Source organism: Alloscardovia venturai (genome assembly GCF_042676605.1).
GTDB classification, from domain to species: Bacteria; Actinomycetota; Actinomycetes; order Actinomycetales; family Bifidobacteriaceae; genus Alloscardovia; species Alloscardovia venturai.
The window spans coordinates 62316-88915 of sequence record NZ_JBHTHQ010000022.1 but is presented as its reverse complement, the minus strand read 5'-3'; the positions used below and the strand labels follow the sequence as shown (position 1 = coordinate 88915).

At 48.0% G+C, this 26600-nt stretch carries 12 protein-coding genes; 3 read left to right on the top strand and 9 right to left on the bottom strand.

Annotation, left to right across the window (positions count from 1 at the left end):
* Both ACFQY8_RS07430 and ACFQY8_RS07425 read left to right on the top strand, forming a co-directional pair.
* Window positions 1–725 (top strand): hypothetical protein (locus ACFQY8_RS07430; RefSeq protein WP_377939299.1); only part of this gene is annotated, 725 nt, incomplete at its 5' end.
* Window positions 726–739: 14 nt separating this feature from the next.
* A complete protein-coding gene (locus tag ACFQY8_RS07425) occupies window positions 740–1945 on the top strand; it encodes a hypothetical protein (protein ID WP_377939298.1) in 1206 nt (401 codons plus the stop codon).
* A 22-nt stretch (window positions 1946–1967) separates the two neighbouring features.
* Here ACFQY8_RS07425 and ACFQY8_RS07420 read toward each other — a convergent pair whose 3' ends face one another.
* From ACFQY8_RS07420 to ACFQY8_RS07395, 6 genes are all read right to left on the bottom strand, one after another.
* Complete coding sequence (locus tag ACFQY8_RS07420) at window positions 1968–2654, bottom strand: YesL family protein (protein WP_377939297.1); 687 nt, start codon at window positions 2652–2654, stop codon at window positions 1968–1970.
* 19 nt (window positions 2655–2673) lie between these two features.
* A complete protein-coding gene (locus ACFQY8_RS07415) occupies window positions 2674–3603 on the bottom strand; it encodes a carbohydrate ABC transporter permease (RefSeq protein WP_377939295.1) in 930 nt (309 codons plus the stop codon).
* Between the two features lie 58 nt (window positions 3604–3661).
* Window positions 3662–4687, bottom strand: coding sequence for an ABC transporter permease (locus ACFQY8_RS07410; protein ID WP_377939294.1), 1026 nt, complete (start codon window positions 4685–4687; stop codon window positions 3662–3664).
* 13 nt (window positions 4688–4700) lie between these two features.
* On the bottom strand, window positions 4701–6524 hold the full coding sequence (locus ACFQY8_RS07405; protein ID WP_377939292.1) for an alpha-glucosidase: 1824 nt from the start codon (window positions 6522–6524) through the stop codon (window positions 4701–4703).
* Window positions 6525–6839: 315 nt separating this feature from the next.
* Window positions 6840–10166, bottom strand: coding sequence for a glucodextranase DOMON-like domain-containing protein (locus tag ACFQY8_RS07400; protein ID WP_377939291.1), 3327 nt, complete (start codon window positions 10164–10166; stop codon window positions 6840–6842).
* A 148-nt stretch (window positions 10167–10314) separates the two neighbouring features.
* Window positions 10315–11973 carry an ABC transporter substrate-binding protein gene (locus ACFQY8_RS07395; protein WP_377939290.1) on the bottom strand — a complete coding sequence of 553 codons (1659 nt, stop codon included), beginning with the start codon at window positions 11971–11973 and terminating at the stop codon, window positions 10315–10317.
* A gap of 392 nt (window positions 11974–12365) precedes the next feature.
* Here ACFQY8_RS07395 and ACFQY8_RS07390 point away from each other — a divergent pair, with 392 nt between their 5' ends.
* Window positions 12366–13379, top strand: a complete 1014-nt coding sequence (locus tag ACFQY8_RS07390) for a LacI family DNA-binding transcriptional regulator (RefSeq protein WP_377939288.1) — start codon at window positions 12366–12368, stop codon at window positions 13377–13379.
* A gap of 158 nt (window positions 13380–13537) precedes the next feature.
* On the opposite strand, the gene ACFQY8_RS07385 is transcribed toward ACFQY8_RS07390, so the two are convergent.
* The 3 genes from ACFQY8_RS07385 to ACFQY8_RS07375 all read right to left on the bottom strand — a co-directional run bounded on the left by ACFQY8_RS07385 (window position 13538) and on the right by ACFQY8_RS07375 (window position 26569).
* On the bottom strand, window positions 13538–22954 hold the full coding sequence (locus tag ACFQY8_RS07385) for a fatty acid synthase subunit beta domain-containing protein (protein ID WP_377939286.1): 9417 nt from the start codon (window positions 22952–22954) through the stop codon (window positions 13538–13540).
* Window positions 22955–23023: 69 nt separating this feature from the next.
* The gene (locus tag ACFQY8_RS07380; RefSeq protein ID WP_377939303.1) at window positions 23024–24583 is read right to left on the bottom strand and encodes an acyl-CoA carboxylase subunit beta; all 1560 of its coding nucleotides are present in this window, start codon (window positions 24581–24583) and stop codon (window positions 23024–23026) included.
* A 51-nt stretch (window positions 24584–24634) separates the two neighbouring features.
* On the bottom strand, window positions 24635–26569 hold the full coding sequence (locus tag ACFQY8_RS07375; RefSeq protein WP_377939284.1) for an ATP-binding protein: 1935 nt from the start codon (window positions 26567–26569) through the stop codon (window positions 24635–24637).
* Window positions 26570–26600 lie beyond the last annotated feature (31 nt).

The window sequence follows — 26600 nt, the reverse complement described above, 5'->3', positions numbered from 1 at the left end:
CGCTCATCGGTGCAGGACTCGACGCTCTCATCCAGCAAGGAACCACAGGAAACGTAGACTGGGGCGAAGTAGCCGTGGGTACTGTTGCAGGTCTAGCCGGAGGATCCATCATAGGAAAAACCGGTGGAATACTCGCTAAGTCTACATTAGGAATCAGAGTTGCACAAAAAGTAGGTAGCGTAGATAGTAAATTTGTTCGATGGGGCATTGGGAAGCTTGGAGAATTTGCACAAGACAAGCTTTCAGAGGTGACAGGAAACCTCATCGAATCCGGTACAAATACTCTACTTCATAGGCCGACAAATTGGTCAGAAAGTATAGCTAATCCTTTTACTGCAGAAGGATTAGCTAAAAGTGCTGTTAGTACCGGAATCGGGAATGGAAGCATACACGCTGCCGAATCATATTATGGTAAAGAACTTGCTCATGTTCAACGTTTCCAATTTAAGCATAACGCTGCAAAAAATGCGTACGAATATTTAGGTGCTGATGCATCACCACGTAGTCTCAGAGAAAATATTAACGGGTCACAAAAATATAGTTATGACACTCTTTATGCTCCTGGTAAGGACTTTCATAGGACTGGAAGTGGATTTGGCTCAGGCTCAGTAAAATCTGTCCAGAAGATGTCAAATAAAACCTATATGTACGGTTTTGAAAAAAGTTCACATAAAGCTATGAATATGCGAAAAGTTTACGTAATAGACCTTCCAATTCACTGGTAGGAGAGATAAATATCATGGATGACGGAACTAGAAATTTTGATTTGCTTCTTGAGTGTCTTGCTTGGCTCGAGACTGATTTAAAGCGAATACTGTATTTTACGGAATATGCGCCAGCAGGAATGTTTTTTACTCGAATATTACTTACTGAGCATATAGACATTGACTCCAAATATGTCGATAGCTTATTTGGTCAAGCACACGATGCACTTTGCAAACGAGACTTTGAGGAAGCTTACTCTGCTCTCGTAGAATTAAACAAAATCTTAGAAGAGAATCTCCTCAAGGACGTCTATTCGAAGAGTTATATTACCTATCTTCAAGCATTTATTGCATGTGTTGGACGAGAATATCGTCATGAAGATGGTCATGTTCAGCTTGAGGCTTTGTGGTTTGATATGGCACACTCTTGGCGTAATGAGAGCGCCAAGGGCGTGCCTAGTATTCCTGATATTTCTCAATTCATGCTCATAGAAACCATAACAACTATCGTGTTACTCATCCTTGGCGGTATCATACCCGTCATACAGTCTCCAAGAATATTCAAACTCATTCCTATTGTTATGCTTCTTACCATGACTGGGCTAGTCACAGCATGTGATATATTCCGAAATACCGACTGGAAATGGGTATTCTCTGCGCTTATTGGTTTCATAGGATTATATGGTGTACACCAATTAGAACCAGTCACGTCTCGTTGGATTTTGTGGTCGTGGGCAGCAGGTGTCATTATAGGCGTGCTACTTCAAAACCATATAGCGTATAAACGTTCCCGTCGTATGGCAAACAAGTATGGACCATTGGCATGTTTATGGGTCAGGCATGTGTCTCGTGACCGTTTTGAATACCTCATGGTTAAAACAGACGGGTCTCTTGCCTGGCATTACACGACCCCTGGCTGGTTCAAAAACATCGACCCACTACTTGGTAACAGCCAAGCAATAGACTATCGTGGTGATACAAGGAATAAGGGTTATAGTACTTCTTATCGTCCTGACGAGGGTTGGTTTCCGTGTTACCCTGCATTGGTGTCTACTCGTATGAAAGGTCTTCAACGATGGAATCCAAAAGACTTAGAAGACGCGATACGCTTAACTCCTGAATTGACCCCACACATGCGTGAAGAATTCTTTAATCATGCTCCTTCTATCGTTACTCCACCACAAGAATACGTAAACACCCAAGCAACCCATATCCCACGCTTCACACCCATACCATGGTGAGCAAATGCTAGAGAAAATATGCTCAATCACTCATGGCACTATTTGCACTCTGTACTTCCCCACTCGTTACGATACGACTCCGCGCATTAAACCCTGGTATGCGTGCAAAAGAGTATATCGTAACGATGACCAGAAAGAGCGGAACTACGATGCCGAAGGTTACAAGTATTCCCGGCCACTTCACCCACACCCACACGGTAAGTATCATCTCCATGATGATAAGCAGCGATGACAGTGGACGAGCGATACACATCGACACACTCATGCGGATAATCCATATAATTTTCTCATCGAAATGCGCTCGCACAGCCCAGCTCATTAACGCAAAGAGCCAGTAAATAACATTCACGGCGAGGAGAATACCGGATACTGCAATGCCAGCTCGCCCACCGAGATTATTATTGTTGACCACATAGTAATCCCAGAAGAGAAACGCTCCAGCGATAAACTGCGCCCAGCCGAAACCGTTCGCTGCAGCAATTTCCTCACCCCATGCCTCGTGAAAGACTTTCCACACTTTACGCCATATCCAGCTATGATCTTCGTCGAGTAGCCATGTGCGTACCGTCGAGTAAGTAGCAGCTACCGATGGAAAAAATCCCACGAGAATCAAGCCCATCACAGTATGAACGATGAACGCCATATTGATATTGAACATAACCCATATGACACGACAGAATTTTTCATATCCAACTGCAAACTTTTGCATGGTAGCTCCCTCTAGGAAATTAGCCCTTTACAGCGCCAATCATTACACCCTTGTTAAAGTACTTCTGCAAGAATGGATAAATAATAAGCAATGGCAATGTAGAGACAATGATGACACCAAACTTAATCTGATCAGCAAAGTTCTGAGATTCCAACGCACTCATGGAGGCAGCTCCTTGCTGCGTCTGATTGGAGAGCAAAATCATTTGCAAAATATTCTGCAACGGTTGCTTGTCTAGATCACGGATATAAATCAAACCAGTAAAGTAGTCGTTCCAGTGCCCTACGAAGTAGTACAAACCTATGACCGCTATGATAGCTCCCGACAATGGAAGAACAATCTTCATAAAGTAACCGAAGTAGCTTAAGCCGTCTACTTGCGCTGCATCACGCAGTTCTTCAGGTATTGAAGTCTCAAAGAATGAACGCGTAATAATCATGTTGTACACATTAAAAGCGCCGGGGAGGATGAAAACCCACATAGTATTCAAGATACCTAAATCTTTCATCAGCAAATAGCTAGGAATCAAACCGCCGCCAAAGAACATAGTGAACGTAAAGAGGAATAAGAGCACTCGACGTGGCTTAAATTCCACACGCGAGAGAGCAAATGCCGCTGGAAGCGTGACAATCAAGTTCACTGCGGTACCTACTAGAGAGTAAATGATGGTGTTCCTATACCCCGTCCAGATACGCTCGTCGAAGATAATTTTCTCGTATCCTTTGAAATTGATACCTTGCGGCAGGATTGTTACTTTTCCTTGCGATACTAACGTTGGGTCTGAGAAAGATGCAATGATGATGAACCATAATGGATAAATAATCGATGCCACAACTACGATGAGGAGCAACGCGATAACAATATCCACTGTCCAATCCCCCACGCTTTTGTGCTGTACCCTGCGCTTGGGAGAGCTCATCTTTACTTTTGAAGCAAGTGCTGTTGTCATTTTAAAACCTGACCTTCTATTCCATACTTCTTCCATATACCTAGAATTATTGAATTATTTAGAACAAGCTCGTATTAGAGACTTTCTTAGCAATTTGGTTCGCTGTGATAAGGAACACAAAGTTCACCAAAGAATTAAACAAACCAATCGCCGTAGAGTACGAGAATTGCGTAGACAAGATACCGATGCGGTATGTATAGGTAGAAATAACTTCGGATGCTTGAATATTCAGCGTATTTTGCATCAAGAAGATTTTTTCAAATCCTACTCCGAGCACAGACCCCATATTCATAATGAGTAAAATACCCGCTGTAGGTAGAAGTGCCGGAATATCAACATATCTGATAAGTTGTAAACGGCCCGCGCCATCAATTTTTGCAGCCTCGTAAAGCGATGTATCTACAGAAGCTAACGCTGCCAAATAGATAATGCAGTTCCACCCACAATGCTGCCAAATTTCACTTATCCAATAAATAGGCGTAAAAGCAGCCTGACTTCCCATCAAATTCATATGTGGGAATAAACGCCCGATCATGCCCGAATCAGGAGCTAAGAAGATATTTAGAATAGAGACCATCACCACAGTAGAAATGAAGTGAGGCATATACGTAATCGTTTGTACAAACTTCTTTGTCTTTGCTCCGCCGATCTGATTGATGAGCAGAGCGAGGATAATCGGAGCAAAGAAGCCCATAACCAGTGTCCACAAGGAGATACGTAGAGTATTTGCGATGATGCGAGTAAAGAGCGCATCGTTGAAGAACTTTTGGAAATACTCGAAACCTACCCATTCGCCGCCAGTAAGACCCTTCGTCGGGTCATAACGTCTAAAAGCAAGCTGAATACCGTACATAGGCACGTAGTTGAAAATAATCACCAAAAGCATCGCAGGAGCTACCATCAGCCAAAGTTGCCAGTACAAGCTAAAGTGTCGGGCCACGCGCTTATACCACGGACCAATTCTCTTTCTCAGCTCTGCTTTTTCCTGAGCTACGCGCTTCTTGTGTGCTTTTGCGAGAGCTTTCGCTTGATTCTTTGATTGGGCTTTTGTCTCAGCATTTAATTGTCGAGTCGTATATGCCATATCATTTCCCCCTTTATTTCATCTCATAGACCAGTGCAGTCCACGGCTGCAGTATGCCAGTGCCGAGCTCTTGGACAGAGTCGGTCGCGTCGTCGTTAGAGAGAAGAATTCGAGATTCGTCTAACGCATTTTTCTCACGCACTAGGTCAATGAGCGCACGGGTTTGCTGAGGAATACGCGCAGTTTCACTGCTGACATTGACTATGACGAGTAGCTCATTGTCTTCATATATGCGTGTAAATGCATAAACTTGCTCATCCTCTTCATCGAGCGCGTTCCAGTCGCCGAGTGCAACGGTAACATTTGTATGACGTAGTTCGATAAGCTTCTTATAGAACGCGAAGACCGAATTATCATCAGCCATCTGCGCTTGAGCATTGATAGTAGCCTTATTAGCGTTCACTTCAAGCCATGGGGCAGTCGCAGCATCCGCGGACTCAAAACCAGCATACTTACTATCATCCCACTGCATAGGAGTACGCGAATTGTCGCGCCCCATAGCAGCAATACCCGCCATCATCTCCTCATGCGTGAAAACTTTTGCATCAACGAGCTGATGATACATATTGATAGATTCGAGATCTTGGTACTGGTCAAGACGTGTGTAGTCAGCATTCGTCATGCCAAGCTCTTCACCCTGATAAATATACGGAGTACCCCGATGCATATGGAGCAAAAGCCCTAGAGCTTTTGCAGAACGTGTGCGCAACTGTTCTGTCGAGTCGTCACCCCAGCGTGAAACAATGCGTGGCTGGTCATGATTGCAGAAGAAGAGCGATGTCCAGCCACCATCGTCAACGATATGCTCGTATTTAGCAAAGCTATGACGTAAATCAGAAAGTTTCCAATCCGTTACATTCCATTTCCCCCCTACCCCACGTTGGTCGATACCCACGTGTTCGAAAAGGAAAAGCATGTCCAACTCACCATTCTTTGGGTTTGTAATATGCTCGGCACGCTCCCCCGAAATACCAGGAGCCTCACCCACAGTCAAAAACCCCTCACGACCGGCGAAAACCTCACAACGCATTTCAGAGAGGAATTCATCCAAACGCGGACCATCAGAACAATCCGGGCTAGGACTCGAAAACCCATCCGGACCAGCAGGCTCTTCAGGAAGAAGGGAACCGTTGACACCACGAAGCTTACCATTCTCATCATGAAGCTTAGAAATCAAAGAAATAACATCCATACGGAACCCATCAATACCGCGGTCCATCCACCAATTCATCATAGAAAACACAGCCCGACGCATATCAGGATTCTCCCAATTCAAATCAGGCTGCTTCCTACTAAACTGATGAAAATAATACTGACCACGCTCAGGCACCCACTGCCACGCAGAACCACCAAAATACGAACCCCAGTTATTCGGTTCAGCACCCTTCTCACCGCCCGTAAAACCAGTCTTAGGGTCTTCCCAAATATACCAATCAGCGTGGTCGCTCGTCTTGGAAGCGCGCGATGCTTTAAACCACGCATGCTCATCAGACGTATGATTCACCACTAAGTCCATGATGACCTTAATACCAAGCTCATGAGCTTTAGCAAGCAGCTCATCCATATCAGCGAGAGTACCGAACATAGGGTCGATATCCTGATAGTTGGAAATATCATACCCATTATCATCCTGAGGAGACTGATACACAGGAGAGAGCCACACCACATCAACACCCAACCCAGCAAGATACGACAGGCGAGAAGTAATACCCCTCAAATCCCCAATACCATCACCATTAGAATCCTGAAAAGAACGAGGATACACCTGATACACCACAGCATCCGACCACCAAGCATCGAGAGCTTGCGAACTCTTTACTATGTTGGGAGTTGTCATAAGTTCTGCCCTTTGTCTTCTGTCACTAAAACATCGATCATGAAAAGTTTCCCCTGCGAAACCTTACGACAACAATAGTAATCTCATTGCAAATCTTACGCAACTTTTTCAATAGCGTGTTGCGTTATTTCTAGAGAGAAAACTCTTGATATTTATTGCTATTTTGATTCTTCATGGATTAGTTACTGCATCAACCATCGCATCACTCTCACTATTTTTGCGCAAAACTTACGAAAAACTCCCAAATATTACAGTGCTGCTTTCACATAACACACGCCGTAATATTCAGGAGCTTGGGGAGATTGAGATAGGAGATTACTTATGCAATGTAACGTAAGGAACCACTATTTTATCATGGTTAAGACTCATTATCTGAGCCTGCGTACCGTTCATTTGCACGTCACCAGAGATGATATCGATAGCATTCGAGGCAGTTGTATCTGTGATAAACGGACTATCATCTTTATGATTCCCCTTCGCACCACCAAAGCGATACTCCTTGATAAAGTTAGGACAGCTCGCAGTTTCACCATTCCAGCACGAGAGCGAGTACACCGGACGCACATTATCTATACCTTCGCTGCCTTCTGACGACGAGTACATGGACACCTCATACTTGGCTTTTCCGACGTCAAGTCCTGAAAATGCAGACTTTGGCACACTCACCGTAATGCGATTATCTACTGAGCTAATCTCTACGTCAGCAATCTTTTTCCCACGAGGAGTGTAGACACCAGGAATGTAACGACCATCAACTACGACGACATACTTCCACGTACCATGTACGTAAGTTTGTGTACCTTGGCGCAACGCTGTGATATCGTTGTCGTTCGCCTTGCCATCGCGCAGATAAATGTTAACTTGCTGAGTAGAGATGCCCCTACCACCCCACGGATTATAAACAGGTGATGCAAGTGATGTTACGAAATTATAACTATCCCCGTCATCGTAAGCATCAAACTGAGTCATATCGAAGTTGCCCTTTGCAAAAGAGCTATTCGTAGGGTAGACATAGGAACCCGGCCCGTTGTCATCGCCCTGAGGATCTGTAATACCGCCAATTCGAGAGCCGTAAGCTATCAAAGTGAGATACTTTGCCGCCTTTACGCCCGATGAGCTTTGAGCAACAACGCGTACAGTATTTGTCACTTTATCAAGATGAAGTGAAATCACAAATTTTCCGTTCACGACTTTCGCAGCTGATGTCTTTCCATTGACATCCACCTGTACACTCTGCGCATGAGTAGCCGAGCCTTTAAGCTCAATATCACGCGAAGAGACAATCTGTCCATCACTAAATTCATCGAAGGATAGCTGAGGCTTATCACCTTGAGCTTGACCATCATAGCTGAGAGACCATTTGCCCGCAAGACCTTTGCCAAAATCGAGTTTGCCGATTTGATCTGCCTGCCAGTTTTCATCAGCAAAACTTACGCCCTGTCCACCGACAAAATAGTTGTGGATGTTCAAGCCGTTTGCTTTGCCTGTATCGCCTACATTTCCGTACTTTCCTGACGCGCTCTTTGCCACGCTGAAAGTAGACCTTTGAAGATCTGCACGTTGATCGGTCCACGCGTGGACATAGAAGCCATCGATGGTGACATTTCGCATCGACCCAAGACTCGTGATTCGTATACCGCAATTGACAGTATCTTCTACGCGAGTATTTCTAATAGTCATGTTTTGCACCATCCAGGACGGTGACGGGCTCTCCTGATGAGTGCCGCCCCACAAATCCCCTGCTGAATTAAAGACACACATATTATCATTGCCACCCCAGTACATTCGAGAATGAATAATATCTGTGTTTTCTACGGTTACATTATCAATATCGCGACCAACCCATCCCCACTGGAATACCGGACCATTTTCATTCTTCCACACGACCGTATTTTTTACGGAAACATGTGAATGATAGAGCTTAATCACGTCATCATTGGAATGAATGAAAGAGTTCTTCATCGTCGAGCCTGTATACAATTCCAAGCCATCAGTCTGCCAGTACCATGCGCCAACCTGCTGATAGTTGCGCACATGAAGCGCAAACGTATCTTCACTCCCCTCAGGTCGCAGTGTGTGAGATTTCCTCACAGAACTTGTAGAGCCAGATGTGGAGTCAGCCGCAGCAGTACCGACCGCATCCGCAGGCTTATAGGCATACATAACGAACGAATGATACGACGGTTCTTTCACCGTTACACCTTGGATATCCAGCGTTTGTTGCTGTGCATCAGAGGTAAAACGCATAGGCTTCACACACGAGTCCCAACAGTTACTATCTGAATCTGGACGATGTTTAAAATTATTCTTCGTAGACGTCTCATAACCATACTGCTCAGTAGAAAGTACACCATAGCCCGTCATCTTATAGTTTGTGACCGTTGGGCTTCCAGTGAAGTAGAAAGCACCCTTCATAAATGCGCCTGGTTCAAAGTACACCCAACGAACTCGAGGGCCAAGCTCAGCTTGACGGCGAGACCCCATCCAGTGCACGCCTGCTTTCAGATAAATAATTTCTGTATCTTTGCGCAGATGAGTAGGAAACTCCCCGGGCTCAATGACTTGAATAACGCCATCGCGAGCAGTAGGAATAGTTGCAGCTCCTTCAGCAGTGCCCTCAACACGTGGTTGAGCAAAAACCATCATAGAATTTCGAGGTTCCGTCTCAATATAGTCCTTGGCGGCATTTAGTTTACTCTCTTTGTCAGCAGTCACATTATACGCAGTGACAGCACCCGTTGCACCGTTGGCATATACCTTCGTCTGCTCAGATGCGAATTCGACGGAAAATCGATACCCGTTCTGACTAAACGGCACCTTAATTGCAACAGTATGGTCGTTGACAAGTTTCTTAGCAAAGTGCAAAGAGGTAGGACGAATAGTCACGTCACTTGCACGAGAAATTTTTGCACCGGTTTGCAAAGAAACATTAACCCACACATCGTGTGAATACACAAAGCTCGACCAACTCATCGTGAAACCATTATCATATGCAAAATCTGCGCCGTCTTCACCCGTATAACCTTGCTTTCCCAAGCCACCACGAGGAATAGATAGGTAAGTAAAGGAGTTGAAAGTCTTAGCGCTATCAGTGTTGCGAAGTTGTACTGAGTAGAATGGCGACTGGCGCACCTGGTCATTGGCTATGGAATTTTTAGTATCTTTGATGGCACGATTGTCATAATTCCACACAACAGGATCAGCAGCCTTCACTTCGTGCGGATGCGTATCGCCGTCGTGATGAGGTGACACCTTCCCCGAGCCGCGCTGACTACCATCACGCCGATGACGATAAGTACGTTTCTTTGCGCTTTTTTTTCGAGAATTTTGCGACTTTTTCCAAGTACCTTTTTTCTGCTCTTTTTGTGAGTCGCTTTCCTGCGCTTTCCGCGACCCCTGTGATTTCTGCGTACGAGACTGCTCACTTCCCCCGTTCCCAGACTGTGCATGAGACGAAGATTGAGACTGCTCAGCCACGTACTCCCCCGCAATTTTCTGGTGTGAATCCTCCAAAGAACGTACTCCCCACACAGCCAGACATACTATAAAAGCGACAGCAACGATTGCCGCTATGAGTATGATGATGCCACGCTTCTTTGCACGTTCATCGTCACGTGTATCAGTATCTGTAAAAACTGCCATTTGTCAAGCCTTTAGTCCATAAATTATTAGCCAAAAATGAAAAAGGTGCCCTAGCATACGAGAACCCGGTCTAAAAGCGCCATAAGTATGGATTTCTTCAGATCGGGTTCGTGTGTGCCAGAGAGATTATATACGAGAATGTGATGTTTTAGTGCTGTGCGCCGACAAGAGTATTCAAGTCTACGCCAAGCTTATCCATGCGAGCTTTATAACTGTCATAGATGTCCTGCTGAATCTTGATATCTTCGTCGAGCTTGTTATCCTTCAGCGTCTTCTGATACGCGTCCCACTCATTCTCCACGCCACCTTCTGTGACCCACTTAGCAAAGTTTGACATGGTGATTTGGGTCAGACCCGTAGCATTAGCAGTCAAAGTTTCCTGCTGTTTCGACGTGACAGGCATGTTGGAATAGAGCACATCTGTATTCATATTCATATTTGCGTAATCATCGTTATAGACAGCATCAACTTCACCGACACCGGTTTCTTCAGACTCAATCTTGACTTTCATATCGCGCGAAAGATAGACCGGCGCACCATCTGCAAGAGCATGGCTAAACTGCCAGTCACCCGCATTCTTAGTAGAGTCTGTTGGCTTAAGGACAGTGTAATCCTTATCGCCATTCTTCTTCACACACGTGCCAAATGCGCCGTATGTCATCTGAATAGACATATCTGGGCTGTAGAACGCATCAACGAGTTTCAAGGTTGCATCTAGGTTCGCAGGCTTTGCCTTGATAACTGCCTTATTTGCCTGATATTTCAAATCATCACCGTTGAAGGACCACACTGTCTTCTCACTCTGATCTGCAGAAGCCTTCAATGTTGGAATCGTGATGTACTGATTGCCCAAAGCCGTGCCAAATAAATCATCCGGAGTCCACATCACAGATGAACCTACAACGGCAGTCTTCTGGTCACCCTTTGCCGTGCTAGTGTACTGAGACCAGTCATGTGTAAAAGCGTCCTTGGAAATGACACCATCTTTCCACAACTTATGAAGGAACTGAATGGTCTGCTTATAGCGGTTATCCGTCAAATAGTTATGTACCTTACCGTCCTTAACATACATGCCGACAGTACCTGCTGCATGCGAAGACAGAGGAATGCCTAGCGATGTCAGGAAAATATTCATCTGGAACGACCCAAAGCCGTCAGTATCCGGCTTGTTCATATCAAGAGGGATTTCGTCTGCCTTGCCGTTCCCATTAGGATCACCCGTCTTAAATGCTTTGAGCACGGCTTCATACTCATCCCATGTGGTCGGAACCTTAAGACCGAGCTTGTCAAGCCATACCTTGTTGATAAATAAGTGATTAGACGAGTTAGACTCACGCGTAGGAGCAATATTTGGCGTACCTTGAATCTTGCCATCTGCCTGAGTGGACACCACCTGTCCATAAGGCTCATCTTTGAAAGCTTTCGAAAGATTTGGCATATCCTTGAGATGGCTATTGAGATCCATAAACAAAGAGCTATACTGCGCGATGTCGCCTGTACCATAGCCGCCGATAGTTACGTCAGCCACATCTCCCGAAGCGAGCTGTGCTCCCTTTGCCTGGTCCCATGACGATGCCGCAGTCTCCTGCCACTTAATGCTACATCCGCACGCAGCTTCAAGGTCTTTAACCCAGCCTAAGCTACTCATTTTTCCTAGGCGAGCATCTTTGATGACCTGGACAGTGACAATTGGTTTACCATCAGCAGTTTTCGTAGCATTTCCAGAATTTGCACCGCAACCTGCCATAGCAAGAACCGCCGCACAGCTTGCCGCGAGCGCGACAGTGGCACTAGAACGCTTCTTCATATTCAATTCTCCTTAAATTCATCCTTGAATTCGCCAAGCAAAAGAAACTACTAAACTACTGAGTTCGCCAAGTTTCTCTTCTTGATGTCAATCAATAGAATAACATTTACGTAAAGTTTGCGCAATCTTTGCACGTATACTACAGTGTCGCGATTCACAGCAATTCAAAGAATTCCTGAAAATCCCCCTCTTTTATTTTCCAAATAACTACAATAAATAGTTTTAATTTTCTAAATATTTTAGGTAAAAAATACGTTTTTTGCATAGTTTCTCGTCATTCTCTTTAATTTTATTAACTACTTACGCAAAGTTTGCGTAAAATTTCTTTTCCCGATATCGTTGTATATCAGTACATAAATTAGGCGAACTGCTCTTTAAACACTGGAGATTGAATGAAAACTCTTGCGGATATTGCTCACAAAGTAGGAGTCAGCCAAGCTACTGTATCTCGTGTCATCAACGGCAAACCTGGAGTATCTGAGGCTACACGACAAGCAGTTACCGCGGCTATGACAGAACTGGGCATGCCATTAAGTGAAATGACTCGCACTACTTCACATGACGTGGCACTTGTCGCCCCTGACATGAACAACCCAATCTTTCCAGCATTTGCAACAGCTATTTCCACACAGTTAGCGCAGAGGAACATCCTGCCTCTACTGTGTACATATACACTGGGAGGTGCTACAGAAGAGTCCCTCCTGACCATGGCACTTAACCGCCAAATCGACGGTATTATCTTCCTTGCGGGGCATTATGATACCCGAGGCGGAGACCATAGCATATATAGACTTTTAGACGAACGTCGCATTCCGAAAGTTTTCATCAATGATTCCGACCCCGCCTTGCTCGGCACGACTGTGCGTACCAATGATGCTCTAGGAACTGACATGGCTATGCGTCTGCTGATGAGCCAAGGGCACACCAAAATTGCACTCCTGTGTGGAGATAACAATCACTACCCTTCCATTCGCAAATACGAAGCAGCCTTGCAGTTTGCTCAGGAGAACAAGGTTGAAGTCGTGGATACCATCTGGACCACCTATGGTTTTGAATCAGGGCGAGACGCTGCAGTAAGCCTCGCACATAACGGAGTGACAGCTCTTCTCTGCGCTTCCGATGCTCTCGCACTTGGAGCAATTAAAGCACTCAAGGCTCAGGGAATACGCGTGCCTGAGGATATTTCCGTCATAGGTTATGACGATTCACCGCAGCTAAGTTACACTTCTCCCGGACTTACTACTCTGCGCCAGCCCGTGACCGCCATGGCAAAATCTGCTGTCAACACACTCTTCACTATGATGAGCGATTCTTCGCATTTGGGTGAACGCAATGTCATAACATTTGACCCTGAATTGGTAGTACGCGGGTCCACTGGCTTGTGCAGAGATTTACTCAAACGCTAAAGGCTTGACCCTTCGCTTTTTCTCGAGAATTACTGTCATAGCTAAAAGAGAAGCATTATTTTCATAAACAGATTCTCATCTATTCCTATAAAAAGAAACCTCGCCGATTCATCAGTAATCAGCGAGGTTTCCTCATCTATTAATCAGATACTTACTTCCTACTTCTCAAAGTAACCACTTTCGCCCAATCGTGCTGATGGGTCAAGCAGCATAGCCTTCTCAACTTCATGAGAATCATATCTGCGCTTGTCCTCGTGATAGCGACGATTATCGATAGATTCGTAGAGTGGAGCATGCCCCATCATGCCTTCTGCCAAGTGACGAGCGCCATCAGCCAAGCGAGCATTCGCCTTTACTCGCCACTGGGCGAGAGCCTGCTCACCATTCTCGTTACGCACGGCCGCTTCAAAAGCACCTGGATGAACCACTGCGACAAAGCCTGATACGTGACCAAAGCCGAGAGAAGTGACCAAGCCAGCTTTGACGTCGTGGCCTGTGGAAGCTATATTCATAGGCTTCTTAAACCAGACCATGTGGTCATCACGCTCAAGTTTTGGATCAACGACGTCCAAAGCAGCGTTTGCAGGCACGATTCCCGTATGGAACAAATCTGTCAATCCATGCATCTGGAAGACTGCTGCACCTCCCTTTGCATGACCAGTAAGGCTCTTTTGAGAAATCACGAAGAGCGGATTCCCATCAGAGCGCCCAATGGCATGAGCAACGGTGTTGTGGAGTTCAGACTCATTCGGATCATTGGCATTCGTCGACGTATCATGCTTGGATACCACGGCGATATCGTCTGCAGATACGCCCAACTTCGCAAGTTCGCGCACGAGGACAGACGATGTGCCACCTTGAGCAGCTGCCAATGCTCCAAGACCTGGAGCTGGAATGGAAGTGTGAGCACCATCTGCAAAGGAACGGACATAGCCGATCACGCCAGCAACTGGAAGTCCCATCTTAAGCGCGATGTCTCCGCGAGTGAGCAGGACGGTACCACCACCCTGAGCTTCTACGAATCCACCACGACGACGGTCATTAGCACGGCTAAAGAATCGAGCTTCAATTCCCTTGCCATACATCTCTTGAGAGTTTGCAGTTGCATTCATGTACCCGAAACCATTTACCGATTCCGTACCGATATCATCGATTGCACCTGCGACGACGAAGTCAGCCTTGCCCAGCTTAATCTTGTCGAAGCCTTCTTCCACCGATACTGCTGCAGTAGCGCATGCAGACACCGGCTGAATCATGTCGCCGTAACCGCCGATGTAAGACTGCATGACGTGTGCAGCGACGACGTTTGGCAGTGCTTCTTGCAAGATATCGCTTGGATATTCCTTATTCAGATAACGATCCAAATAGAGCTTGCGCATGGACGACATGCCACCGAAACCGGTACCCTGAGTAGATGCTACCTGCGATGGATGCACAGACTGCAAGATTTCTGTAGGGCTAAAGCCAGCATTAAGGAATGCATCGACCGCGGTAATAATGTTCCATAGAGCAATCTGATCAACATCACCCACCATGGAAGCTGGAATGCCCCAGCGCGTTGGGTCAAAACCTTCTGGGAATTGTCCACCAACGGTACGAGTCATCGTCGTACGGCGTGGGACATGTACAGATGCGCCCTTCATGCGCGTTACTGTCCACTCGCCACTTTCCTCATCACGAGCGATGTGAGTGTGTGCCTCATCCATATCAAGGTACTCACGAGCGGTCTTTTCATCTGCCACGCTGAAAGTGATGTCATGGTCGAGGAAGACTTCTGCAGCATCCTCATTCGTACCATGTGCATAGTCATGACCCATACCCTCGTCAAATGGACGGATACCAGAACGTGCTACGACGTCATCATGGAATCGCTCATAAATCTCCTCCTCAGGTACAAGGTTGCTCTCTGCATCATACCAGCCTGGTTTCGGAGCATCAGACCATGAGATAAGTCCCATGTTCCATGCGAGTTCCAATACGCCAGCAGCATTCAAGTCGACATTTCCGTCGGAGGTAATGCCCAGCTCTGCCTGCATACGCGTGCGACCAAAGCCCCACGGACCGAGTTCACCAATATTGACGATGACAACTTCATCTTCTGGCTTAGCGGTAACCTCTGTCCAGTCAGCCGCATGAACAGAAGCCTGTGTCGGCACTACAGGAGTTGGAAGGGCCTTCAAGACTGTCTTCGCTACACTCTGTGCTGAAATCTCGTTTGTTTCATCATCAGTATTTTGTGCTGCCATCTCGCGAGCTTGAGCTTCTTCACGAAGTTCATTGATATCGAGCGGTTCTGAGCCAAGACCACCTGTCAAATCAACGTTCAAAGCTCCAACCTTTGCCCGCTCTCGAGCTTCGCGAGTGCTGAGTTTTAAGAGCTCATCAGCCATTTGCTCAGTGGTGTAGGTGTGAATGCCACGAGACTCTACGACATCTACGAGTGGGTCATTGCCACCCATGAGACCAGTACCACGTACCCAGCCAATACGAGGGTGAGCGAAGGACACGTGCTCAGACCAATCTTTTTCTGCATGAGCGCGGGTCACAATAGCGTCAAACGCCGACTTGACTTCACCATAAGCTCCATCGCCTCCGAAGATACCACGATTAGGAGAGCCCGGAAGGACGACATGGATACGATGTTCGATGTCATTGTCTGTACCAAGTGGAGCAAATCCTGCGATAGCACGTTCAACTCCCCACAGCATCAGACGAGCTTGAGACTCGAAGAGCTCACCCGAGTCGGACAGCGTACCGTGTACTGGAGGTGCAGCGAATGGGAAGAACAGCGTTGGCGCAAGAGCAGGCTTGACCACAGTCGTATCTGCGCCGTGGGTTTCCTTCTGTTCAGAGCCTACCCATTTCACAAGAGCATCAACATCACGGAAACTAGATAGATTTGCTGGAACGAGCCAGAGCTTCGCGCCACCCACAGCATGCGTGCGATACATGTCTTTAGCCCACTGTTTGACTTGTGGACTGAAGCTATGGCTAGTAGCAATAACGGTAGCACCACCAGCCAAAAGACCTGCCACAACTTCGCCCGCTATAGAATGCGCAGACACACCCGTTACCACCGCAACGTCATTCGCAAACGCAGCTTGCTTATCCGTTGGGGCAATCTTGTGCTCAGCGCGAGCAGCGATGTCCATAAAGGTTTGCGCAAGCTCAGTCTTGCCATCACCATTTGCACGCTTTGCATACCAGCTTGCCTGATCTGCAACTGCTTTACCCGCGCCTTCGAAATTATTATCTATGGCAGAAGTATCACCGTCATAATAAATATGCGCGAGGTCTTCGCGAGCGCTTGCCCAGCGATCATCGAAAAGAATTGCCTTAGCTTCATCGAATCGAGGAGCTACTTGCTTGACCCAGTTACTGCCGAGTTCCGCTTCCACAGCTTCGATGACTGCCGCATTCTCATCTTCTTCTTCGCGAGCAGGTTCAGGAGCTGCTCCGATACGCTGGAGTACAAAACGAGCTGTCTGAGCTAGGACACCATTTTCACCAGTAACTTTCTCAGCAAATTCATTGAGTGCCGCAGAGTCCACTACTGAGCCAGATACCCCAGACCCTGCAGATACCATAGCTACTGCTACCCCACGAGCTGCTGCTACTTCCTGAACAGCTTGATCGATGAGAGCATCTGCACCAGCTGCATTAGAGACCGCAGCCGTAGGAAGAGTTGCAAGGTCGCCGCCACGTGAAGAAGCACCTTCACGAGTATTAAGGAGGATGTCAGCTGTAACTGCCGCTACCCAACCATCTCCAAGTCCCCAAGCAGACTCAAGACGCTTGGCGATATGTGCAGACTTCACACCTGCCGCACCAAAGAGCGCATGCAAACGTTCGCGAATCGCATCGGACAATACTGGACCAAATGCCTTGTAGTGAGGAGCTGCAGCCCTGACGATGCCCATCAAAGAGCCAACGGTTGCTTCAGCAGCACCTTCCACGCTCGCTACTTGGAGTTCGGAAGAGATATCCATCAAGAGCTGATTACGCTTCGAAGATACACCATTGGTCAGCGTATCGGTGGTATCTGAATCACCAATCTGGTCTGGACGGATCTTGCCAGCATAAGCAAGCAACGTCGAGATAGCTTCTGGGGCACCAAACTCGATATCCGCAGCTGGCGCAGCACCTGCCGGAGCACTTACCGCTGGTGACGCTGGTACTGCCGCAGCTGTCGGTACAGGCGCAGACGCAGATGCGGATCCAGATGTAGGTGCTTGTGCTGCCTGCTCTTGCACATTGCTTTGTGCATCATCTTGCGCACCATTTGTAGTTTCAGGCTCTACTTCTGACTCAGTATCCTTAACCAACGAGTCAGCATCAGAGTCAGTGAGATACACACGAGATTCGTCACGGCCTACGTTATATACAGCGGTTTGCACACCATCAAACTCAGGTAGCTTCAACGTGCGGGCACCCATGTTTGCTAATGTTGGAGACTTACCTAGACCGACTTCTACGTAGTTTTCTACGCCAAGTCCGCCCTGCTCTTTCGGCGTAAAGAGCAAAGCCTGAGTTTCAATCCAGCGTACTGGAGAAGCAAACTGCCAGCTCAACAACTCAGTCAAGAGCAGACGTCCAAGCTTCTGGTCATCTGCCGCATAAGACTCCCATACCGCATCGTCATCCAAAGCTGCTTGGATACGCTCAGATGGTACAACCTCAAGAATGGAGCGAGCGAAGTCCTTCGTCATCTCAAATGGTCGTGCTACTAAGTTTGGAATATAACGACCTTCCAGCACAGAGTAGTCGATGTACTGTGGGAGCAAAGCATCGAGCTTGTCACGGAATTCTGGAACGCCAGAGCGCAACTTTGTCGAGTGGAATGGCACGTCAATGCCCGGAACATACATGAACGGGCGCTTACCGCCGGCAGCTGCAGCACGCGCGGAAGCATCACGATTGAGATATTCAAGACCTGCAATCGTACCTGCCACAGCATACTGTGAACCTGCCAAATTGAAGTTGACGATTTGCAAGAATTCGCCAGATTCTTGAGCTACCTGTGCGATGTAATCCTTCACCGTCGCGTCAGTGACGCCGAACTGATTTGGACGAAGCGCACCCATACGATAGTTAGAGCGTCCCTTCTCATCACGCTCGATGAGATGATGCATTGTTGAGCCACGATGGAAAACAAGCTCAAGAACTGTTTCCAATGGAATAATTCCAGCGAAGGAGCTCAATGCGTTATACTCACCCAAGGAGTGGCCTGCGAAGTATGCAGGTTCAAAGGTAACTCCAGCCTCACGCATACGTGCACTCTGTGCAAATGCCACGGTAGCGAGCGCGACTTGAGTGAACTGCGTCAAGTTGAGCAAGCCTTCTGGATGACGATAGGTAACTCCCTTTGCAGTAAGTTCAGTTGGGTTATCACGCACCACAGCCAAAATCGAGAAGCCTAGCTTTTCGCGTGTAAGCTTGTCCGCGCGCTCCCATGTTTCGCGTGCTGCAGGGGAAATAGCGCGCTCATCGAGCACCATGCCCTTAGCCTGAATGCCCTGACCTGGGTACACATACGCAGATTCTGGCGCACGCACAATAGCCGTACCAACGGAAACGATTTCCTTATTAATACGTGATGTCACTTCAAGCACGAGACCGCCACGCTTTACTTTTCCGACACGTTCTACGGAAATTTCAACGTCGTCACCAAGCTGGACCATGCCATACATAGCGTAGGTCCATCCTTCAATTTCCCAATGGTTACCCTTAGCATCCGTTGCTTGGACAGCATGCTGAGCTGTAGCAGACAGCCACATGCCATGAACCAGCGGAGCGCTCAAACCGCTGACACGCGCACCTCTCACAGATGTGTGAATTGGGTTGAAGTCGCCTGAAGTACGAGCAAACGCTGTCATGTCATCCGGAGCGACGACATTCACTCGGCGAAGGAGACGACGAGCGGTATGAGCGATATCGCCCTCTACGCCGCCATACGGAGCCACAGGCTCTGGAAGCGCGTTGGAATACGCACGGCCACGGATGGCAAATCGCTCTACTTCGTCAGCGAGTACCGTGCCATCATTCGCAGTGTGCTGTACGTGAATGGTGACTACACGACCAGATGCAGACTCAGCGTAGTTTTCTGACCAGCTGCGCACATTAATCTTTTCACCCACATGTTCCAAAAGTTCTGCTTGAGTCACGCGAAGTGCAATTTGATGGTCGAGGTGGACAGCATTGAGCAGGCCTTCGATAATCGGCATCGTACCGATATACACCGAGCCCAAGGCAGCATAAATTGCTGGCCATGCTGGACCAACAAGTGCGTCTGGAGCAATGCGGCTCATAGACAGGTTGTCTGGCAACGCACCACCTGTCGCAACCATATGATCCATTCCAAGATTTGCACTCAGCGTATACGACGCCAGTGCATGACCGAATGGCTCAGATTCCTTCTGTTCATCCGTTGGAGCGATAATCTGTGGCATCGCCTCAAGCTTGTCACCAGTGATAGCAGTATTTCCAATGCCAGCAGTTGCAGCAAGCATTGCAAATACATGCTTAGATAAACGCTCACCGTCGACGATAGGCATACGCTCTGGCTGACGAGGATTGACGTTCAGAGGAACGACGATATCACGCACTGCATGCTTAGTCACGCCACCATCAGCATCATTATCCCAATATGTATCCAGATGGATATCAAGGTCGAAGCGCATCCAGCCATCTTCACTCACAGTTCCCGGCTCATCCACTGGTGTGATTTCATAGAATCCCTCTTCAGCAGTGGACTTGTAGGCTGGATTGTCCATGACATGGCCGACCCACGAAATAGTCGGCGCATTGCGGATAAAGTCCTGAGGAGTCTTGGAATTGTTAAGCTCAGAGTACTGCTCTTCGACATCAGAGGTATCTTCACTCTCCACACGTTCTACACATGCATGCTCAAATCGAGCAAGAATATCAGCGACTGGCTCGTCCTTAGTCGTAATGCCCGCTACAGAAATCGGCCCAGGAATGATACGTACAGAGTCTGCACTATATCGTGCATCTTCAGACTGCCATAACTGGTCCTGACCCCACCAGCGAAGCAAATCGCCATCAATGACAGGCACGAATGGCATTGGCTTAGGGTACTCGCGGCACAGTGTCGGGAACCACGATACATCACTTGGAGTGACGGTCATCGTGGAAGCTGCTGGATATGCTTCTTTGAGTTTCTTCAACGCAATTGCAGGATCTTCTACATCCGCTGTGCTGGTAAAGATAGATTCAAATTCGCCTCTATCCTGTGCGATAGTACGAGCCTCAATACGCTGGAGTACATGCAAGAAACGGTCGACATACGTTGGGTCAACCCACGGGTAGCTGAGGGCCGCAAAACGCTCAGCCATCTGCTGATATGTCATAGCGGCAAGGTCACCGAAGAATGGCTTTGAGGTCTTATTGATAGCCTCAATAATTTCATCTCGGCGCGATATGAGCTCCTCAGGGTTCTTCTCCACCTCAGCGATAAGACGCCCAGCACGAGCAGAAGCATTTTCCAGCTCATAAATATCTGCATGAAGATGAGAAAGACCTGAGCTGACACCTCCGACTTCTTTACCTGCTGGTACCCAATGCTCCCTACGAGGAGCAAATGGGTCCTCGTTCTCGACCATATCCGTGATGCCTGGAGTGTCGACGAGGAACTGCTTGACTTGTTCAGAAGTATGCGCTTCCTTCGCAGTCATCACTGCCGTACCGATGAGCACACCATCTACAGGCATAGCATACTGCTCATATGCCAAGGACCAATCGCCGGAGATGTAGTCTGCTGCACGGTCAGGAGTGCCGATACCGCCTCCGACGACAAGGATAATGTTCTTATTCTCACGAATTTCACCGTACGTCGTCAGCAAGAGGTCATCCAAGCTCTCCCATGAGTGGTGTCCACCAGCAGAGCCGCCTTCAACTTCCATCAATATCTGAGTTGGCGCGACAGCTTGAGCGATACGGATGACCTGTTCAATCTGATCAACGGTGCCAGGCTTAAAACCGACGTACGGGAAACCATCAGCCTGCAAATTCTTGACAAGTTCTACGGCTTCATCAAATTCAGGGATACCCGCAGAAATAATGACACCATCGATAGGAGCACCGGAAGCACGCTTCTTGGAGACAATACGCTGTGAACCAAACTGAAGATTCCACAGATAGCGGTCCATAAACATCGTATTGAATTCGATAGCACGACCTTCATCAAGAAGATCATCAAGCTTTGCCATGTGCTTATCAAACACAGCTTCCGTCACCTGGCCACCACCAGCCATTTCAGCCCAGTACCCAGCATTCGCCGCTGCTGCAACAAGCTCAGGCTCGACAGTAGTAGGCGTCATACCCGCAAGCATGACAGGCGCACGGCCAGTCAGCTTCGTAAATGCTGTCGTCACACGATGCCCGCGCCCAGTCTTAACAACACGTGGAGCAAACTGTGCCCAATCCGTCGTACGAGCAAACTGCGTGCCTTCAGTGATAATCGTCACACGGTCTTCCGGCGTCGCAGCGCTGACGATACCTGCACCACTACCCTCGACGATGGCAGCAGTAAGCTTGCCGATTACCGCGCCAGGACCCATATCTACGAACCACAGCTGCGATGGTTTAATCCCCTCAGCCTTCAAAGCAACGTTAATATCTGCCGCCCAGTCCACATGGTCTACCAGTACATGCTGCGCCAAGGAACGTGCATATGCACCGTCGATGTCGCTGGCCACCGCCCACTGCTCGACAAGTTCTACGGCATCATTCATCAGCGGGCTGTGGAATGGAACGGTAACTTCCAAATATTCCATCTGAGGGTCAAAGACCGAGCCTCCACGCACCTTTGCCTCTCGCAAAGCTGCCTGATGGTCATGTTCTTTACGAGCCTCGTTATATACAGCCATCAAATCGGTCGGATATCCCGATACCACAAAGTGAGTAGCAGAATTCTTCACGGCTACAGATACTGGCCCACGCGCATTCTCGACACGAGAGATAAGTTCATCGATTTGACGTCTTGTGACGCCTTTAATGGAGAGCATAGGCGTTGCATTGCTGGTCGTTTCAATTTGCTGCATGCGTACGCTACGAGTACTAGCAACTCCGATAAGGAAGGAGATAGCCAGAATCTCTACGATACGTTTATCGACTGTTTCCTGATCGCACTTCCCACTGTGGACGTCAGCGATAACGCGCGCAATTTCTACCGCGAGCACGCCCTGCGAATGCCCCTGAATAGTGACGAGCTGAGACGAAGACAGATTCAGCCCTAAGTCCACCATATCCAGCAACGCCCCAAGCTGAGCAGCGGTAATGCCTGGTACAGATACCATCGCATTTGCAGCTTTACCTAAGACCGGTTGCGAGCTAGCATAGCTCATCACATCGATACTCTTGCCTGCCACAGCGAGAATTTCAGCGGCGACAGGGCTGACACGCGCCTTGGCATCAGCCATAAATTTTTCTACACGTTCATACAGCGCAGGATTTGCCTTGAGTTGCTCTAGCGCATTGGTCCATGGAGTAGACTGACCGCCAAAGAGGAGAGCAAAAGGTTCGCTTTCAAATCTTTTCATGAGGGAATCTGACATTATTTCTTCCTTTATCTGTGTATATGTGTAAGTCAGTAAAGTCTGTGTTTTTATGACACTTTGAACGTTTTATAAAGGCTGGTTTCCGTGGCGCCTATGGTAACGACGTACGCTCTTTTTCGCCTTGAGCATCTCTAACGAACGCTCAATAGTTTCACGTGTCTGAGCTGGATCAATCATGGCATCAATCTCTCCCATTTCTAGCGAAAGATTTGCATTAACTGTGCTCTCTTCATACTCAGATACCAAACGTGCTCGCACCGCTGCTACATCTTCTCCATTATCTTGAGCTTTACGAAGCTCTTTACGATGAATGATGTTGACAGCACCTTGTGCGCCAAGAACTGCAATCTGAGAATTTGGCCACGCAAAGTTGACATCCGCTCCCATTGATTTTGAACCCATCACGATGTATGCGCCGCCAAAAGCTTTACGTAATACAACGGTGATAAGTGGAACTTCAGCATTGGCATACGCATAGATGACTTTTGCACCTCTGCGGATAATTCCCGCATGCTCCTGATCGCTACCTGGCTTATAACCAGGAACGTCCACGAGAGTAATGACAGGAATGTTAAACGCATCGCACAGTCGCACGAAGCGAGCAAGTTTCTCTGAAGCATCTACGTCAAGGATGCCAGCGCGGACAGCAGGCTGATTTGCCACGATGCCTACACTCTGTCCCTTAATACATGCGAAACCTACGACGACTGACTGTGCAAAAAGTTCATGCACTTCAAGGAATTCGCCATAATCAACAAGGCATCGTATGACGTCGACGACATCATACGGCTGACGATCGTTGTCTGGCACGATGGTACTGATACGTTTTGCAGCTTCATCCTCCACATGCCCGTTAGAGTACGCATAGCGAGGCGCTTCCTCGTCACAATTACTTGGCAAATACGCCAAAAGCGTGCGCGTATAGTCAATTGCATCCACCTCATCTTCACCAAGGTAGTGCGCTACACCGGAAGTAGCATTATGGACATATCCACCTCCAAGCTCATCCATGGAGATTTGTTCACCAGTGGCTGCCTTTACTACATCAGGACCAGTGACGAACATGTAGGAATTTTCCTTCGTCATCACGATAATGTCGGTCAGTGCAGGACAGTACACTGCCCCACCCGCGCACGGACCTAGAATAAGAGAAATTTGCGGAATAACGCCAGATGCTTCACATGTCTTTTTGAAGATACGACCATACTGCGTAAGAGCTGCGACACCTTCCTGAATACGCGCACCACCTGAGTCGATCAGTGCTACGACAGGGACATGGAGCTGCATAGCCATATCGAGTAAATGGCAAATTTTCTCTCCCTCAGCCTGCCCCATAGTGCCGCCACGCACCGAGAAATCCTGCGCATATACGCCCACTTTGCGCCCGCGTACTGTGCCGAAACCAGTCACGACCGCGGAGCCGGCTATACCAGCATTGATGTTTCCGCCCGCAAAGCGCCCAAGCTCTTCGAAACTTCCATCGTCGAAGAGTAGGTCTAAGCGTTCTCGCGCAGTAAACTTTCCCTTGGGATGCTGTCGAGCGCGCGCATGGTCTTCGCTATCGCGAGCAAGGCGTGCTGCACGCGCAATTTCAGCGCGAAGAGGCTGCCGAGTATCCGCCGCGATGACTGCAGATGAGGCAAGCTCAAGTGAATCAAGATCTGTTGATGCTACCACTTACGCCTCCTTATTCTTTTCATCTTTTTGAGTAGACTTTTGGTCTGTTTTAGATTCCGCATGATTTGTCAGGTCCATCTTGAGCAACGCTTCCCCTGCGTCCACTCCATCGGCTGGATCCGCATAAATTTCAGAAATTACGCCTGCCAGTGGTGCATACACGTAGTTCTCCATCTTCATAGATTCAAGAACGACGAGAAGGTCGCCCTTCTCCACCTTTTGTCCAACGGCGACGTTAACGCGCGTTACCACTGCCTGCATTGGTGCCTTAATCTCGCCATTAGAGCTAACAGATGAATCATTATGAGAGGCCGAAGATGAAGGAGCAGTGGTCAGACTTGCACCGCGAAGCGGCTGGGATTTACGAGTAGATAGTGGACGATGCGATGTCGATACTGCTGCGATGACGTATTCAGGAACGGACACTTTCATGCGCCTGTCGTCAATTTCCACATAGAACGTCGTATTCGTCGACGAATGAGCACCAAGTTGAGTATTCCCATGAGAACTGCCCAATTCACTTGGTTCTATCGAGTTTGGAGCACGATTAACGACACTCTGTGGTTGTCCTGCGCGAGTAGAGTGCGCCTGCTGGTTTAAGAATGTATTTTCCAACCATTTTGTCGTGACATTAAATTGTCCCGATACACCGTGTGCAGTGAAATCATCATGAGAGAAGATCTCATCATACAAAGCTACTGGCGTGGAAATTCCAGTAAGAGAAAATTCCTTCAACGCACGGTGCACTCGGGCAATCGCATTGTCACGATTTGACGCAGTAACAATGATTTTGCCCATCATTGAATCATATTTTGGAGAAATAGTATCTCCCTGAGCCACACCAAAGTCAACGCGGATACCAGGTCCTGATGGGAAATGTATACTCTCCACCACGCCAGACCCAGGAGCTAAATTCTTAGAAGGGTCCTCAGACGTGATGCGAAGTTCGAAACTGTGACCACGAGGATGAGGAGCCTGAGTAATGTGCCCTCCGTCAGCGATGACAAGCTGCTCACGTACTAAGTCGATGCCACACACCTCCTCAGACACAGTGTGCTCCACTTGTAAACGTGGATTTACCTCAAGGAAATACACGTCGTTATGTGGGGTCACCATAAACTCACAGGTGCCCAATCCTACATAGTCAGCAGTGTCGAAGAGACGCTGTGAGAACGTCTGCAACTTCTGCTCCACATCAGGGATAAGGAAAGGCGCTGGGGCTTCTTCGACGAGCTTCTGATTTCGGCGTTGCACTGAGCAATCACGCGTTGAATACACTGTGAATTGACCATGACTGTCACGCCCGCACTGAGTTTCCACATGGCGTGCTTGAGCAACAAACTTTTCGATAAAGTACTTATCGAGGTCTCCACCTTGCAAAGAGTCATGGCTCATGAAGAATGCACGCAAATCATCTTCGTTGCGCACTACCGTAATGCCACGTCCGCCACCGCCATCAGCCCGCTTCATCATGACGGGGTATCCGTATGCATTCGCAAAGTCAATGAGCACGTGAATATCTTTGACTGGCTCCGAAAGACCTGGCACAGGAGTAACCCGCGCGCGCACTGCAAAACGACGAGCGGTAATCTTGTCCCCCAACTCGTCAAGAGCTTCGGGGCGAGGTCCTACCCATGTCAAACCTTCCTGAGCTACACGCGTAGCGAACTCTGAATTCTCCGAGAGAAAACCATATCCCGGGTGGATAGCTTCAGCGCCAGATTTACGCGCAATCTCAATAATGCGCTCTGCGTTGAGATATGTTTCGTTATACGTATCTCCCGGCAGATGATACGCATCGTCTGCCATAGATACATATGGTGAATTGCGATCTTGGTCAGAGTAAATGGCCACAGTAGCAATGCCCATTTCTTGGGCTGTACGTATGACGCGAAGTGCGATTTCACCTCGATTTGCTATCAACAGTTTCTTCATAGCTTCTTCCTTGGAAATTGTGTGGAATTTA

Bases quoted from the DNA above. Each gene is read 5' to 3' on its own strand.
- ACFQY8_RS07420 (WP_377939297.1), bottom strand. From the start codon at position 2,654: ATGCAAAAGTTTGCAGTTGGATATGAAAAATTCTGTCGTGTCATATGG.
- ACFQY8_RS07410 (WP_377939294.1), bottom strand. From the start codon at position 4,687: ATGGCATATACGACTCGACAATTAAATGCTGAGACAAAAGCCCAATCA.
- ACFQY8_RS07385 (WP_377939286.1), bottom strand. From the start codon at position 22,954: ATGTCAGATTCCCTCATGAAAAGATTTGAAAGCGAACCTTTTGCTCTC.
- ACFQY8_RS07400 (WP_377939291.1), bottom strand. From the start codon at position 10,166: ATGGCAGTTTTTACAGATACTGATACACGTGACGATGAACGTGCAAAG.
- ACFQY8_RS07375 (WP_377939284.1), bottom strand. From the start codon at position 26,569: ATGAAGAAACTGTTGATAGCAAATCGAGGTGAAATCGCACTTCGCGTC.
- ACFQY8_RS07415 (WP_377939295.1), bottom strand. From the start codon at position 3,603: ATGACAACAGCACTTGCTTCAAAAGTAAAGATGAGCTCTCCCAAGCGC.
- ACFQY8_RS07395 (WP_377939290.1), bottom strand. From the start codon at position 11,973: ATGAAGAAGCGTTCTAGTGCCACTGTCGCGCTCGCGGCAAGCTGTGCG.
- ACFQY8_RS07425 (WP_377939298.1), top strand. From the start codon at position 740: ATGGATGACGGAACTAGAAATTTTGATTTGCTTCTTGAGTGTCTTGCT.
- ACFQY8_RS07405 (WP_377939292.1), bottom strand. From the start codon at position 6,524: ATGACAACTCCCAACATAGTAAAGAGTTCGCAAGCTCTCGATGCTTGG.
- ACFQY8_RS07390 (WP_377939288.1), top strand. From the start codon at position 12,366: ATGAAAACTCTTGCGGATATTGCTCACAAAGTAGGAGTCAGCCAAGCT.